The following is a 13,491-nucleotide window of genomic DNA, read 5'->3' on the forward strand; positions in this document are numbered from 1 at the left end:
AGCTCACCGTCAGAGGCTGCGGAGGGCGTAAGAGGGGGTTGCAAAGCGTGTACCAGTTCACCAAACGCCGTCCTGGTGCCGCTTGCAGGCTGTGCAGCGGTTGTTGCGCGCCCTTCGCCGGTGCGCGTCGGACCGCGGTTGCGCAACGCTGATGCGGTTCGCCCGAACCGTTATACTGCGCGGCATTTCGCGCCCTTAGCATTTTCTTGAAGGTCTACCCATGCGTAACGATGCCCACGACGAACTCGACCATGTGCCCAGCCTCAGGGCCGGCACACGGGATCACGATGATTTCTCCACGGATCACCACGAGCCCGCCGCCCAGCCGGCCTATGCGCGCGCGGCTGCGGTGCCGGTCAAGAGTGCCAGCACCGGCCCGTTGTGGGCCCTGGTCGGCGCCCTGATGATTGCCCTCGGCGGGCTCGGCTGGTGGAGCTTCCAGCAGATCACCCTGATGGAGCAGCAGCTGGTTGCCACCCAGGAAAGTTTTGCCCGTATCAGCGAAGAGGCCGCCGGCCGCATCCAGGATATTTCCGGCAAGGTGGTGGCTACCGAATCCACCGTCACCAGCGGCAGCGAAGCGCTCAAGCTGCAGGTCAAGCAGCTGGAAAGCAAGCTGGCGGAGCTGAGCAAAAAGCAGCAGGCGCTGATCACCCAGCAAGGCGGTCAGGACAGCCGGATCGAACAGCTGACGAGCGAGGTGAAAACCCAGCAAGGCGTTACCGGCAAGTTTGACAGTGCGCTGAAGAGCCTGACCACGGCCCAGGCGGCCCTGAAAACCGAACAGGCGGCGCTGAAAACCGCGCAGGCTGACACCGGCAAATTCGGCGCGCAACTGAAAAGCCTGAGCGGCGAAGTCGACGCGCTGAAGAAACTTGGCAATCCCAATCAGGCCATCTCTCGGCTTGAGCAGGACATCCTGGTGCTGAAAAGCGACCTGGAGACCCGTCCGGCTGCGAGCAGCAGCACCGCCGAGTTCGACGCCTTCCGCGCGCAGATGACCCGCAACATCAGCACCCTGCAGGCGCAGGTACAGAACCTGCAGCAGCAGATCGACAATCGCTAAGCGACCCGCGCCATTGCAAAAAGCCCCGCTAAGCGGGGCTTTTTTTGCGGCTTTTTTTTAAAGACAGCTTACATCCGTGGGTAGTCGATGTAGCCGACCGGGCCCGAGCCATAGAAGGTTTCCGGATGCGGCTGATTCAGCTCGGCATCTGCGGCGAAGCGCGCAGGCAGGTCCGGGTTGGCGATAAAGGGCACGCCGAATGCCACTGCGTCCACCTTGCCGCTGGCCAGCCAGGCGTTGGCCTGGTCTTTCGTGAAGCCTTCGTTGGCGATAAATACACCGCCGAATGCCTGCTTCAGGCCAGGCGTCAGGCTGTCATCGGCTTCGTGTTCACGGGCGCAGATAAACGCGATACCACGCTTGCCTAGCTCGCTGGCGACGTAGGTGAAGGTTTCCGCCCGGTTGGAGTCGCCCATGTCGTGGGCATCGGCGCGTGGCGCCAGGTGCATGCCGACCCGGCCCGCGCCCCAGACCGAGACCACGGCATCGGTGACTTCCAGCATCAGGCGTGCGCGGTTTTCCAGGGAGCCGCCGTAGCGGTCGGTGCGCTTGTTGGTGCTGTCCTGGAGAAACTGGTCGAGCAGATAGCCGTTGGCGCCGTGAATTTCCACGCCATCGAACCCGGCGGCCTTGGCGTTTTCCGCGCCCTGGCGATAGGCCTCGACGATGTCGGCGACTTCTTCGGTTTCCAGCGCGCGCGGCACCGGGTAATCGCGCAGCGGACGCAGCAGGCTGACATGGCCCTTGGCGGCGATGGCACTGGGTGCTTCCGGCGCGGCGCCGTTGAGGAAGCTGGGGTCGGAGATACGCCCGACATGCCACAACTGCAGAACGATCTTGCCGCCGGCGGCGTGCACGGCTTTGGTGATGTTGCTCCAGCCGCGCACCTGCTCGGCCGACCAGATACCAGGGGTGTTGGGGTAGCCGACGCCCATCGGCGTTACCGAGGTCGCTTCGCTGATGATCAGCCCGGCGGAGGCGCGCTGAACGTAATACTCGGCCATCAGCGCGTTGGGCACGCGGCCTTCATCGGCGCGGCAGCGGGTCAGCGGCGCCATGATGATGCGGTTGTTGAGGTGCAGGTCGCCGATCTGGATCGGGTCGAAAAGCGTAGTCATGGGACGGTCCTCTCAGGTTATTCGTTGAGTGCAAGTTCGGGTTCAGGGCTACGGGTACTAAAAGTCAGCAGGGTGGCAAGCAGCGCCAGTACGGCCAGGGCAGCAGCGGCCAGCGGCACGCGGGTCAGGCCGAAACCTTCGGCAATCACCAGGCCACCCACCCAGGCGCCAAGGGCGTTGCCGAGGTTGAAGGCGCCAATATTCAGGGTCGATACCAGGTTCGGTGCGCCGCTGCCAAAGGCCACCACATTGACCTGCAAGGCCGGCACGGCGGCGAAGGCGGCGGTGGCCCAGAGGAACAGGGTGATTTCGGCGGGGATCAGCGCCTGGCTGGTCCAGCTGAACAGGGTGGAAATCACCGCCATGGCGACAAACACGCCGAGCAGTGTGGCTTTCAGGTTGCGGTCAGCCAGACGGCCGCCGATCACATTGCCTAGGGTCAGGCCGAGACCGATCAGCAGCAGGGTCCAGGTCACACCGGTCGGCGACACCCCGGTGACTTCGCCGAGCAGCGGGGCGATATAGGTGAACAGGGCAAACATCGCCGCGGAGAACAGCACCGTGGTGCTCAGCGCCAACCACAGGCCGGCACCGCGCAGGGCGCGCACTTCGCTGGCGAAGTCAGCCTTGGCTTCATCGGTCTTGCTGGGCAACACGCGCCACAGGCCGATCAGCGCAATCACCCCGATGAGGGTCACCGCCCAGAAGGTCGAGCGCCAGCCAGCGTACTGACCGAGGGCGGTGCCCAGTGGCACGCCGAGTACGTTGGCCAGGGTCAGGCCGGTAAACATCAATGCTACGGCCGAGGCGCGGCGATTGGCCGGCATCAGGCTGGCGGCAACCACCGAGCCGATGCCGAAAAATGCACCATGGCAGAGGGCGGTGATCACCCAGGCGAGCATCAGCATCTGGTAGTCGCTGGCCAGGGCGCAGAACAGGTTGCCGGCGATAAAGATACTCATCAACGTCAGCAATGAGGCCTTGCGCGGCCAACTGGCGGTGGCCAGGGCCATAAAGGGGGCGCCGATGGCGACGCCCAAGGCGTAACCTGTGACCAGCCAACCGGCGCCGGGAATTGACACACCGAGGTCGCCCGCCACTTCTGGCAGCAGACCCATGATGACGAATTCCGTGGTGCCGATGGCAAACGCGGACAAAGCGAGGACGAGAAGCCCTGCAGGCATGTTGTCAGCTCCTGAAAAAGAGTGAATGAAAATGGGTTCTAGAGCGCTTGGCTGATGTGGTTGAGGAACGCTTGAATGGTCTCTTCATTGCGTTTGAAGAAGTTCCACTGGCCAACCTTCTTGCTGCTGATCAGGCCGGCTCGTTGCAAGGTCGCCAGGTGCGCCGAGACGGTGGATTGGGAAAGCCCGACCCGTTGATCGATCTTGCCGGCACAGACGCCGTGCTCCAGCGGCAGCTCCTGACTGGCGAAGTGCGCCTGCGGGTCCTTCAGCCAATTGAGGATGTCGCGTCGCACCGGATGGGCGAGGGCCTTGATCACTTCGTCGACATCGATGGGCATGCTGGTAGTCCGGGTTGGCGCGCTATATCGCAATGCGACGAACCTTATATCGCTGCCAGACGATATGCAGATCGTTTGTCCCGATAGTGATCATTAGCCACGCTGATGTGCTGCCGCGGCGGTTGTCAGGGGCGCTCGCCGGCCTGGTAAGCTCCGCGCATGAACTACCTCGCACACCTACACCTGGGCGGCGACGCACCGGCGCAGCTGCTCGGCAGCCTGTATGGCGATTTCGTCAAAGGGCCGCTGGCTGGAAAATGGCCAGCCGATATCGAAGCGGCGATTCGCTTGCATCGACGCATCGATGCATTCACCGACAGCCATCCGCTGCAGAGCCAGGCGCGCGCCCGTTTTCCCGTCGAGCGGCGGCGCTATGCCGGAATGCTGCTGGATATCTTTTTCGACCATTGCCTGGCGCTGCACTGGCCGAGCTATAGCCGCGAGCCGTTACCGGCATTTACCGCGCGGGTGTACCAAGTACTGGCGGCCGAGCCGGCATTGCCCGAGCGCCTGGCGCTGATTGCACCGCGTATGGCGGCGCAGGACTGGCTGGGCAGTTACCGTGACTTCGCCGTGCTGGAACAGGTGCTGCTCGGCATGCAGCGGCGGCTGTCCCGCCCTGAAGGTCTGCAGGGGGCGATGCATGAGCTGGAGCGGCTGTATCAGCCGCTGCTAGAAGACTTCCACGCGTTCTACCCGCAGTTGCAGGCCTTTGTGGCTGACGAGCTCGCGCGCAACCGTGCTGAGGGCAGATAACCCGGTCAGGCTGCCTGGCTTTGCGGCTCCGCTGCCTGGGCCGGGGCGCCGAACAAGGCGAGGTGAATCGCCTGCTGGGCCTGACGGGCCAGGGCGTTGCGGTGCAGCGCGCTGCTGGCGATCGGTGGCAGCAGCTGGATCTGCACGTCGGTGCACTCGCTGCCGAGCAGGCGCAACAGGTGCGAGAGCATGTCGTCATCGCCGATGAAGGGCGCCACGCTGCAAGGCTTGCCCGCGCGCAGGTAGCGGATGGCGACCGGTTGCACCGGTACGCCGCTGTCGATCGCGCTGCTCAGCAAACGCCCGTGAAAGGTGCGCACGCCCAGGCCGTCCGTGGTGGTGCCTTCCGGGAAGATCAGCAAGGGCCGGCCCTGCTGCAAGTGCTGGCCCAGTTGCTGGTTGAGCTGGCTGCTGTCGCCCGAGCCGCGGCGGATGAACTGGGTGCCGGCCTTGTGCGCCAACCAGCCGGCTACCGGCCAGGCGCGCACCTCGGCCTTCGACAGGAACGACAGCGGTGCAAGCATGCCGAGCAGCGGGATGTCGGTCCAGGACACATGGTTACTGACCCACAGCATCGGCTGGTGTGGCAGCTCGCCCTGCACGGCGATGCGAAACGGCAATGCCCTCGCCAGGCGCGCGAGAAACCAGCAGGTCAGGCGCTGGCGGGTCGGCATAAGATCATGCCGCGCCAGGCGCTCGACCAGAGAGATGCCAGCCGCCAGCAGCGTGCCGAGGCCGATCACCGCGGCAAGGCGCAGCAGGCGCAAGTACAGACGCAGTTTCTTCATCGGCCTCTCGCAGGCAAAACGCGACACAGGTAGGGCGCGCCATGCGCACCACAGGGATTACCGCGCCCGCCCAGGTGACGGTGCGCAGGGCGAACCCTACGGGCCGCGCCAGCCTTGCGCAACTGCAATCAGACCGCCGCTTTGAAGTGGCGTGCGTAGCGGGGGCACAACTCATCGCGCTTGAGCAGGATGAACACGTCGGCGACCTGGAAGTCTTCGTCCCAGCACGGCTCGCCGCAGATCTTCGCGCCCAGGCGCATGTAGGCCTTGAGCAGCGGCGGCATTTCCGCGATCACGTTGCCCGGGACGTCCAGCGCCGGCAACGGATTCTTCGGCTCGGCGCGCAGGTGCTCGTTGCACAAATAACGCTCGCGCAAGCGCTGCATGATCGCCTGTGCCTGGATACCGCCGTCCTGCATGGGGATGCTCGCGCAGCCCATCAGGTAGCGGTAGCCGCCTTCATTGAGCACTTCGGCCAGTTCGCCCCAGAGCACGGCGATGGTCGCGCCGTTGCGGTAGGCGGCGTCGACGCAGGTGCGGCCGATTTCCAGCACTGGGCCTTCGAGGTGGGGCAGGCCGTGCAGGCTGAATTCTTCTTCGCTGTAGAAACGGCCCAGGCTGGCCGCAGCGCGATGATCGAGCAGGCGGGTGGTGGCAACCAGCTCGCCGCTGTTGAGGTCGCGTACGCCAATGTGCTCGCAGTGAATATCGTAGTCATCCATGTCCAGTCCGAGTTCGGCGCCCTTGAGCTTGGCGTCGAACTCGGCGCTGAATACGCGAAAGCGCAGTGCCTGCGCCTCCCGCAAGGCCTGTGGACCCTGCAGGCGTTCGGCCTGCAAGCGACGTGCTGGAGTGGTGCGGTCGCGGGTAATTGCCATCTGGGTCATGCCTGAGTCTCCGTCAGCCGGTTTTTTTAGTCTTGCAGCCGATCAAGTGTGTTGGGCAAGCTCAGGCTAGGTAGCCGCGGTGTCACCCCCGTGAAGCTTTGGTGACGCTTGCGTGACAGCGGCTTTTATTAAGTGCGACAAGGAGTTTCCATGCCCTGGCAACAACTGTTGAACCCTCAGCTACGCCTGCCAGCCGCGCCGCTGGAGGACTGGTACGCCAGCGTGCTGGCCCGGCTTGGCAGGCCGACGCCATTCGAGTTGGCGCTCCTCGGCGGACGCCTTGCGGCCACGCCGGGGTTGGCGTTCCTGGCGGGTTACCAGGGCGCGCTGCGGGCGTTGTGGCCGTCGGCGCCCTGGTCGCTCGGAGCGCTGTGCGTGACCGAAAACAAGAGCACTCGGCCGGCGGACATGCACACCCGACTGACCGGCCTGACGCTCGAAGGCCGCAAGGATTTCGTCACGGCGGCCGGTGCGGCCGACTGGCTGCTGGTAGCGGCCCGGGAAGAGACGCCCGGCGATCCCGCGCGCCTGGCGCTGGGCGTGGTGCATAACGGCGCACCGGGGGTGCGAGTCGAGGCGTTGCCCGCCTTGCCGTTGATGCCGGACATCGACCACGGCCGTCTGCACCTGCATCAGGCGCCCTGCGAGCGCCTGGCCGGCGACGGTTGGGACGCCTACGTGAAACCCTTTCGCAGCCTCGAAGACCTGCACGTACTCGCCGCTGTCACAGCCTGGCTGTACGGCGTCGGCGAGGAATCAGGCTGGCCTCAGCCCCTGCAGTTGCGCCTGCTTGGGCTGCTCGCCGGCTGCGCCGAACTGGCCCGGCTGTGTCCGCGCGCGGCGAGCAGCCACCTGCTGCTGGCCGGGCTGTTTGCCCAGTTCGCCAGCCTCAATGCCGAACTGGACGCTGCCTTCGCCAGCGGTCTTCCGCACTGGGCAGGCCTGTGGGCACGCGACAAGGGCCTGCTGTCGATCGCCAACAGCGCCCGGCGCAAGCGCCTGGAAAAGGCCCAGGCGACATTTGCAGCAGTCGATTGAAATGCTCTGGCTGCGCCGGCGCCCTTGCGGTCCGGTCAATGCCGAGGCTTTGCAACGCCACGCCGGGCGACTATCGTGGCGGCCTCCTGCACCGCAGATGGACGCCCATGCATAACTGCCAATCCCTCGCCTGGTCGCTCGCCGCATGCCCATGATCGACACGGTTTTCCCCTGGCGCCAGGGCAACAGGTTCACCCTGCTCAGCGACGGCCCGGCGTTTTTCCCGCGAATGATCCACGCCATCGACGCGGCGTTGCAGCAGGTCGAACTCGAGCAATACCTGGTGGAAACCAGCGCCTGCACTGACGCCCTGCTGGATGCGCTCTGCGCGGCGGCGCAACGCGGCGTCAGGGTGCGCTGCCTATTCGACGACTTCGGCTGCCAGGCGCTGCTGCCCAGGGATCGCCAGCGCCTCAGCGATGCGGGCGTGCAGGTGCGCTGGTATAACCCGCTGCGCTGGCGCCGCGGGCTGCGCAACTTCTACCGCGATCACCGCAAGCTGCTGCTCATCGACGAGCAGTTCGCCTTCGTCGGCGGCACCGGCGCCACCGACAATTTCTGGCTACCTGGCGAGGCACAGAGCGCCTGGCATGAACTGATGGTGGAAATTGAAGGCCCGCTGGTCGGCGACTGGCAGCAGTTGTTCGACCGCCAATGGCTGGCCTGCAATGCGCGTTTCGTCTGGGGCGTCCAGGCGCGTTCGGGCTTCAAGCATCTTCCCCGGCCGCCTGCCGGCAACGGGCTGGGTCGGGTTGCCTATGCCGACTCCCAGCAGCACCGCGACATCCTCCAGTCGCTGATCCGCGCGCTGACCCTGAGCAAACAACAGATCTGGCTGGCAACGCCGTACTTCCTGCCAACCTGGAAAGTCCGCCGCGCGCTGCGCAAGGCTGCGGCGCGCGGCGTCGACGTGCGCCTTCTGCTGAGCGGCAGCCGCACCGATCACCCTTCGGTGCGCTATGCGGGCCACCGCTATTACCCCAAGCTGCTCAGGGCCGGGGTGCGGATCTTCGAATATCAGCCGCGTTTTCTGCACCTGAAAATGGTCCTGGTCGACGATTGGGTGAGCATCGGCTCGTGCAATTTCGACCACTGGAACCTGCGGTTCAACCTCGACGCCAACCTCGAGGCGCTGGACCACTCGCTGGCGTCGGCAGCGCGCCAGGTGTTCCTCGACGACTTCGCCGCCAGCGAGGAAGTCACCCTCGAGCAATGGCGCGCCAGGCCGCTGTGGCGGCGCGCACAGCAACGTCTGTGGGGCTGGCTCGACCGCCTGGTGATCAATGTGCTAGACCGCAAGCCCTGAGTTCTTCGGTTGCTCGCCTACACCATCGAAATGCCATCAGCGCCTTCATGCAAATCGCCTTGGGGGGAGGGCGCTATCATGCAGCTTGCACGGAAACAGCTCTGGTCATCAAAATCAAGAAATTGATTTATAAGGATTTTTACTGAGTGTAATGGTTGGCATGGTCGGTGCTCCTGTCTTGCCGAAGGGCTTTAGACCCGACCTATTTTCCGTTGAGAGAGCCAATGACCATGAATGCCATCGACCTGTTGAAAGCCGACCACGAAACCGTCAAGGACATCCTCAGCCAGCTGCAGGAATCCACGGATCGCGCCGTCAAAGGCCGCACCCAATTGCTGCAGAAGCTGGAAATGGAAGTGACCATCCATACCAAGCTTGAGGAAGAAATCCTCTATCCAGCCTTCAAGGAAGCGGGCGGCAAGGAAGAAGCCGAAATGTATTACGAGGCCAAGGAAGAGCACCGCACCGTCGATGCCCTGGTGCTGCCGGACTTGAAAGTGACCGATCCTTCCGCGCCCGAGTTTACCGGCCGGGTCAAGGTGGTCAAGGAGCTGCTTGAGCACCATATCGAAGAGGAAGAAGAAGAGCTGTTCCCGCAGGCGCAGAAGGTGCTTGGTAAAGCCGCACTCGAGGAAATGGGCGCACAGATGGAAGCGCGCAAGGCTGAACTGAAGAAAGAAATCACCGCTGCCATGAAGCTGGAATCGGCCAATCAAGCTGCCTAACGCTGCCTGTAAGTCGCATCCTGCAGCCGCACTTCAGAAAGGGAATTGCACATGATCGAAACCAGCAGCGCCTACGCAGACGATCTGCACGGGCACACCAATAACCCAGGGGTTTCCTGGCGCGCGATTGTCGCGGGTGCGGTGGGGGCGGCGGCGTTGTCGCTTATCCTCATCCTGCTCGGCGTGGGCTTCGGCTTTACCGCGGTTTCGCCCTGGTTCGACAGCGGCGTCAGCGCGGAAACCCTGGGCATCTCCGCGATTCTCTGGCTGACGCTGACCCAAGTCGCGGCGTCTGGTCTGGGTGGGTACCTAGCCGGTCGGTTGCGGGTGCGCTGGGCCTATGTGCACAGTGATGAAGTGTTCTTTCGCGACACCGCCCACGGCTTTCTCGCCTGGTCGCTGGCAACCTTGCTGACCGCCGCCCTGGTAATGGGCTCGGTCGGCAGCGTACTCAGCGGCGGGTTGAAGGCCGGTGCGGCAGTAGCATTCAGTGCCGCCAGCGGCGCTGCCGGTATGGTTAGCGAAGGCATGCAGCAAACGGATGAAGGTTCGCTGGATTACTACATCGACACCCTGTTTCGCGAAGAAGGGCGCGAACAAGGGGGTGGCGGACAAGGCAACGGCGTTGCAGCGTCCTCGCTGGCGATGCAGCCCGCGCCACAGGCTGGCGACGAGGAGGCCATGCGTGCCGAGGCGTTGCGCATTTTCATGACCAGCAGCCTGTCGGCGCAGGGTCAACTGAGCGATGAGGATCAGCAGTACCTCGCCCAGGTCGTATCCCAGCGTACCGGCCTGAGCCCGCAGGAAGCGGAGCAGCGGGTCGAGCAGGCGTATGCCCGTGCCATACAGGCGCTGGAAGACGCCAAGGCCGCGGTTCAGGCCGCTGCCGAGAGCGCCCGCGAAGTAGCGGCATGGAGTGCCCTGTGGATGTTCGTCGCGCTGCTGTGCGGAGCGTTCGTTGCCAGCCTTGCCGCTACCTTCGGTGGCAAACAGCGTGATCACGTGGCGCTGACACGGACCTGAGCAAGGTCCGTCAGTGTCTGCCAATCAGCTTCTGGAGAATCCCATGCGCTCGATCCTGTTGTTCTTTCTCGGGGTACCGATCCCGTTGATCATCCTGTTGGCCATTCTGCTGTAGAGACTTGGCTGCAATCGAAAGGGGCGCATAAAGCGCCCCTTTTTTATGGCTATTTACCATTGCGTGGCGCATGGAGCACGTTGGAGAGGCGTGACGAGAAATGTAGGGTGCGCCGTGCGCACCAACACGCTGCGCCGATGCTGATGCTGATGCCGATGCCGATGCCGATGCCGATGCTGGTGCTGGTGCGCACGGCGCACCCTACAAGTCAGCCTTTGGTGCCGATATCTGAACGCTACCCCGGATGGGGCAGAGCCTTTTTTATCGGTTCGTTTTTGCCTGCCCAGGCAACGTAGCCGTGCTGGTGTCGATGGCGGTTGCCAGCGCGGCCAAATCCTGCGACAACCCCTGCCTGGCAGCGTTGCCGACAAAGGAGGGTGGCATGAGCATTACATCGGTAAGCGACGAGCTACGAATCGAGGACATTCAGCTGGGCGACGGCAAGGCGGTGGTCAAGGGCGCTCTGATTACCACTCAGTACGACGGCTTTCTGGAAAACGGCAGCAAATTCGATTCCTCCTATGATCGCGGCAAGCCGTTCCAGTGCGTGATCGGCACCGGCCGGGTGATCAAGGGCTGGGACCTGGGCCTGATGGGCATGAGGGTAGGCGGCAAGCGGCGGTTGTTCGTGCCCGCGCACCTGGGCTATGGCGAGCGCCAGTTCGGCGCCCATATCAAGCCTAATTCGAACCTGATTTTCGAGGTCGAGCTGCTGGAAGTCCTGACCCGCGATGACTGATTGGCGGTTTAAAGCCGAGCAGCCCTAGAACAGGCCGAGCTGGCCGCCGACCAGGGTGGCAAAGTCGTCCGCTACGAACGGCAGGATGGCATCTGCCACCGGTTGCAGCTGGCGGGTCAGGTAATGGTCGTAGTCGATTGGCGCGCGACGGTTTTCCAGCGGCTCCGGGCCGGCAACGGTGATCACGTAGCTGATCCAGCCTCCGCTCTGGTATTGCCGCGGGCGGCCCTGCTGGTCGTTGTACAGGTCGGCGATGCGCGCCGCGCGAACATGCGGCGGCACGTTGCGCTGGTAGTCGTCGAGCCGACGGCGCAGGCGTTTGCGGTAAATCAGCAGCTCGTCCAGCTCGCCGGCCAGCGTGCGGCGTACGTACTCGCGCACATAGTCTTGGTAGGGCTGGCGATTGAAGATCCGCAGGTACAGCTCGCGCTGGAACTGTCGGGCCAGTGGCGACCAGTCGGTGCGCACCGTTTCCAGGCCCTTGAACACCATTTCCTCACTGCCGTCGCTGCGCCTGACCAGGCCGGCGTAGCGCTTCTTGCTGCCTTCCTCGGCGCCGCGGATGGTCGGCATCAGGAAGCGCGTGAAGTGGGTTTCGAACTGCAGTTCCAGCGCGCTTTCCAGGGCGAACTCACGGCGCAGGTGCTCGCGCCACCAGTGGTTGACCCGCTGCACCAGGGCCTGGCCGATCTGCGTGGCCTGCGCCTCGTCGTGGGCGCGGCCGAGCCAGACGAACGTCGAGTCGGTATCGCCGTAGATCACCGCATGGCCTTCGGCTTCGATCAGCTCGCGGGTCCTGCGCATGATTTCGTGGCCGCGCAAGGTGATCGAGGACGCCAGGCGCGGGTCGAAGAAACGGCAGCCGCTGGAGCCGAGCACGCCGTAGAAGGCATTCATGATGATCTTCAGCGCCTGGGACAACGGCGCATTGCCTTCGCGCTTGGCCGATTCGCGGCCCTGCCAGACGTTCTCGACGATTTCAGGCAGGCAGTGGCTGCTGCGCGAGAAGCGCGCACCGCGAAAGCCGGGCACCGTCTCGTCTTCGGCGAGGCGCAGGCCCTCGACCAGCCCGACTGGGTCGATCAGAAAGGTGCGGATGATCGAGGGGTACAGGCTCTTGTAATCGAGCACCAGCACCGACTCGTACAGGCCGGGTCGCGAATCCATGACGAAGCCGCCAGGGCTGGCTTCGGGCGCCCGCTCGCCGAGGTTCGGCGCGACGAAACCGCGGCGGTGCATGCGCGGTATGTACAGGTGGCAGAAGGCAGCCACCGAGCCGCCGCTGCGGTCGGCGGGCAAGCCGGTGACGGTGGCGCGTTCGAGGAGGAAGGTCAGCACCTCGGTCTTGGCGAATATCCGTGTCACCAGTTCGCAGTCCTTGAGGTTGTAACGGGCCAGGGCCGGCTTGTCCTCGGCGAACATGCGGTCGATTTCGTCCATGCGCTCGTACGGCGTGTCGATCGACTTGCCTTCGCCGAGCAGGGTTTGTGCGACGTTTTCCAGGCTGAACGAGGCAAAGCTCCAGGTCGCCGAGCGCAGCGCCTCGATGCCGTCGATGATCAGCCTGCCGGCGGCCTCGGCGAAATAGTGGTTGCTGCGGCTGCCGTGTTCGCGCCAGCCCATGGCATCGCCGCCACGGCCGAGGCGCAACGGCACCTGCAGCCGCTGGGCGTGTTCATGCAGCACGCGCAGGTCGAACTGCACCAGGTTCCAGCCGATGATCGCGTCCGGGTCGTGCCGGGCGAGCCATTCGTTGAGCTTTTTCAGCAGCTGCGCGCGGCTTTCGCAGTATTCGAGCTGGAAGTCGAGCGCCGCGTCGTCGCCATTGGCCGGGCCAAGCATGTACACCTGACGCTGGCCGCAGCCCTCCAGGCCGATGCAGTAGAGATCGCCACGGGCATTGGTTTCGATGTCCAGTGACACCAGTTTCAAGTGCGGGCGGTAGTCCGGTGCCGGCTTGATCTGCGCCTCGATCAGCGTGCCGCTGGCGTCCTGCGTGCCGCCGAAGCAGACCGGCGCGGTGATGAAGCGCTCCATCAGGTAGCGCTCCGGCGGACGGATATCGGCTTCGTAGACATCAACGCCGACGCTGCGCAGCAGCTTGTCGATATTCATCAGCTGGCGGTGCTGGCGGCAGTAGAGCCCGAGCACCGGGCGCTGCTGGAAGTCGCGCAAGCCCAGCGGCCGCAGCTCGACATCGCGCTCGCCCTGCAGCATTGCCTCGGCCATGCTGCGCTGCGCCGCCGGAATGAATGCGACTGAGGGTTGGTACGGCAGGCGGATATGCCGCGGCCCCTGGTCGGTCGCCAGCCAGAATTCGACGAGCGTGCCGGCGGGGGTGTCGCGCCAATGCCGGGTCAGGACGAAACCCTGCTGTAACTCCACCGTTGCCACCTCGAGGCCTG

Annotated in this window: 14 protein-coding genes; 8 read left to right on the top strand and 6 right to left on the bottom strand. The window is 64.3% G+C overall.

The annotated features are described in order from the left end of the window. The first annotated feature begins 220 nt into the window (after window positions 1-220). Window positions 221-1,066: an ATPase gene (locus tag ACX0MV_RS05495; protein WP_458981462.1), complete on the top strand. Its 846-nt coding sequence runs from the start codon at window positions 221-223 to the stop codon at window positions 1,064-1,066. Window positions 1,067-1,134: 68 nt separating this feature from the next. Here ACX0MV_RS05495 and ACX0MV_RS05500 read toward each other — a convergent pair whose 3' ends face one another. From ACX0MV_RS05500 to ACX0MV_RS05510, 3 genes are read right to left on the bottom strand one after another with little or no spacing between them, the layout of a single operon-like run. Then, on the bottom strand, window positions 1,135-2,184 hold the full coding sequence (locus tag ACX0MV_RS05500) for an alkene reductase (protein WP_458981463.1): 1,050 nt from the start codon (window positions 2,182-2,184) through the stop codon (window positions 1,135-1,137). Between the two features lie 17 nt (window positions 2,185-2,201). Next, window positions 2,202-3,368, bottom strand: a complete 1,167-nt coding sequence (locus ACX0MV_RS05505; protein ID WP_458981464.1) for an MFS transporter — start codon at window positions 3,366-3,368, stop codon at window positions 2,202-2,204. Between the two features lie 38 nt (window positions 3,369-3,406). Continuing rightward, window positions 3,407-3,709, bottom strand: coding sequence for an ArsR/SmtB family transcription factor (locus tag ACX0MV_RS05510; RefSeq protein ID WP_458981465.1), 303 nt, complete (start codon window positions 3,707-3,709; stop codon window positions 3,407-3,409). A 159-nt stretch (window positions 3,710-3,868) separates the two neighbouring features. On the opposite strand from ACX0MV_RS05510, the gene ACX0MV_RS05515 reads away from it, so the two are divergent. Continuing rightward, window positions 3,869-4,465: an acyl carrier protein phosphodiesterase gene (locus ACX0MV_RS05515; protein ID WP_458981466.1), complete on the top strand. Its 597-nt coding sequence runs from the start codon at window positions 3,869-3,871 to the stop codon at window positions 4,463-4,465. A 5-nt stretch (window positions 4,466-4,470) separates the two neighbouring features. Here ACX0MV_RS05515 and ACX0MV_RS05520 read toward each other — a convergent pair whose 3' ends face one another. Together ACX0MV_RS05520 and olsB are read right to left on the bottom strand one after the other, a co-directional pair. Further along, window positions 4,471-5,253 (bottom strand): lysophospholipid acyltransferase family protein, encoded by a 783-nt coding sequence (locus tag ACX0MV_RS05520; RefSeq protein WP_458981467.1) that lies wholly within the window; start codon window positions 5,251-5,253, stop codon window positions 4,471-4,473. 128 nt (window positions 5,254-5,381) lie between these two features. Continuing rightward, window positions 5,382-6,140, bottom strand: coding sequence for an L-ornithine N(alpha)-acyltransferase (gene olsB, locus ACX0MV_RS05525; RefSeq protein WP_458981468.1), 759 nt, complete (start codon window positions 6,138-6,140; stop codon window positions 5,382-5,384). A 150-nt stretch (window positions 6,141-6,290) separates the two neighbouring features. Here olsB and ACX0MV_RS05530 point away from each other — a divergent pair, with 150 nt between their 5' ends. The 6 genes from ACX0MV_RS05530 to ACX0MV_RS05555 all read left to right on the top strand — a co-directional run bounded on the left by ACX0MV_RS05530 (window position 6,291) and on the right by ACX0MV_RS05555 (window position 11,086). Further along, the gene (locus tag ACX0MV_RS05530) at window positions 6,291-7,178 is read left to right on the top strand and encodes an acyl-CoA dehydrogenase middle domain-containing protein (protein ID WP_458981469.1); all 888 of its coding nucleotides are present in this window, start codon (window positions 6,291-6,293) and stop codon (window positions 7,176-7,178) included. Window positions 7,179-7,329: 151 nt separating this feature from the next. Next, the gene (locus tag ACX0MV_RS05535) at window positions 7,330-8,484 is read left to right on the top strand and encodes a phospholipase D-like domain-containing protein (protein WP_458981769.1); all 1,155 of its coding nucleotides are present in this window, start codon (window positions 7,330-7,332) and stop codon (window positions 8,482-8,484) included. Between the two features lie 230 nt (window positions 8,485-8,714). Then, the gene (locus ACX0MV_RS05540; RefSeq protein WP_458981770.1) at window positions 8,715-9,209 is read left to right on the top strand and encodes a PA2171 family ribosome-binding persister protein; all 495 of its coding nucleotides are present in this window, start codon (window positions 8,715-8,717) and stop codon (window positions 9,207-9,209) included. Between the two features lie 51 nt (window positions 9,210-9,260). Continuing rightward, a complete protein-coding gene (locus ACX0MV_RS05545; RefSeq protein WP_458981470.1) occupies window positions 9,261-10,232 on the top strand; it encodes a hypothetical protein in 972 nt (323 codons plus the stop codon). A 252-nt stretch (window positions 10,233-10,484) separates the two neighbouring features. Next, window positions 10,485-10,643 (top strand): hypothetical protein, encoded by a 159-nt coding sequence (locus ACX0MV_RS05550; protein ID WP_458981471.1) that lies wholly within the window; start codon window positions 10,485-10,487, stop codon window positions 10,641-10,643. Window positions 10,644-10,729: 86 nt separating this feature from the next. Beyond that, entirely contained in the window at window positions 10,730-11,086 is a 357-nt protein-coding gene (locus ACX0MV_RS05555) for an FKBP-type peptidyl-prolyl cis-trans isomerase (protein WP_458981472.1), read from the top strand. Between the two features lie 24 nt (window positions 11,087-11,110). Here ACX0MV_RS05555 and ACX0MV_RS05560 read toward each other — a convergent pair whose 3' ends face one another. After that, window positions 11,111-13,471 carry a DNA polymerase II gene (locus ACX0MV_RS05560; protein WP_458981473.1) on the bottom strand — a complete coding sequence of 787 codons (2,361 nt, stop codon included), beginning with the start codon at window positions 13,469-13,471 and terminating at the stop codon, window positions 11,111-11,113. Window positions 13,472-13,491 lie beyond the last annotated feature (20 nt).

Source organism: Pseudomonas cistanchae (genome assembly GCF_054483635.1).

What these genes read in the sequence shown, in the direction of transcription:
- ACX0MV_RS05545 (WP_458981470.1), top strand. Translation starts at nt 9,261, where the DNA reads ATGATCGAAACCAGCAGCGCCTACGCAGACGATCTGCACGGGCACACC.
- ACX0MV_RS05540 (WP_458981770.1), top strand. Translation starts at nt 8,715, where the DNA reads ATGAATGCCATCGACCTGTTGAAAGCCGACCACGAAACCGTCAAGGAC.
- ACX0MV_RS05535 (WP_458981769.1), top strand. Translation starts at nt 7,330, where the DNA reads ATGATCGACACGGTTTTCCCCTGGCGCCAGGGCAACAGGTTCACCCTG.
- ACX0MV_RS05515 (WP_458981466.1), top strand. Translation starts at nt 3,869, where the DNA reads ATGAACTACCTCGCACACCTACACCTGGGCGGCGACGCACCGGCGCAG.
- ACX0MV_RS05520 (WP_458981467.1), bottom strand. Translation starts at nt 5,253, where the DNA reads ATGAAGAAACTGCGTCTGTACTTGCGCCTGCTGCGCCTTGCCGCGGTG.
- ACX0MV_RS05530 (WP_458981469.1), top strand. Translation starts at nt 6,291, where the DNA reads ATGCCCTGGCAACAACTGTTGAACCCTCAGCTACGCCTGCCAGCCGCG.
- ACX0MV_RS05500 (WP_458981463.1), bottom strand. Translation starts at nt 2,184, where the DNA reads ATGACTACGCTTTTCGACCCGATCCAGATCGGCGACCTGCACCTCAAC.
- olsB (WP_458981468.1), bottom strand. Translation starts at nt 6,140, where the DNA reads ATGACCCAGATGGCAATTACCCGCGACCGCACCACTCCAGCACGTCGC.
- ACX0MV_RS05510 (WP_458981465.1), bottom strand. Translation starts at nt 3,709, where the DNA reads ATGCCCATCGATGTCGACGAAGTGATCAAGGCCCTCGCCCATCCGGTG.
- ACX0MV_RS05495 (WP_458981462.1), top strand. Translation starts at nt 221, where the DNA reads ATGCGTAACGATGCCCACGACGAACTCGACCATGTGCCCAGCCTCAGG.
- ACX0MV_RS05550 (WP_458981471.1), top strand. Translation starts at nt 10,485, where the DNA reads ATGCTGATGCTGATGCCGATGCCGATGCCGATGCCGATGCTGGTGCTG.
- ACX0MV_RS05505 (WP_458981464.1), bottom strand. Translation starts at nt 3,368, where the DNA reads ATGCCTGCAGGGCTTCTCGTCCTCGCTTTGTCCGCGTTTGCCATCGGC.
- ACX0MV_RS05555 (WP_458981472.1), top strand. Translation starts at nt 10,730, where the DNA reads ATGAGCATTACATCGGTAAGCGACGAGCTACGAATCGAGGACATTCAG.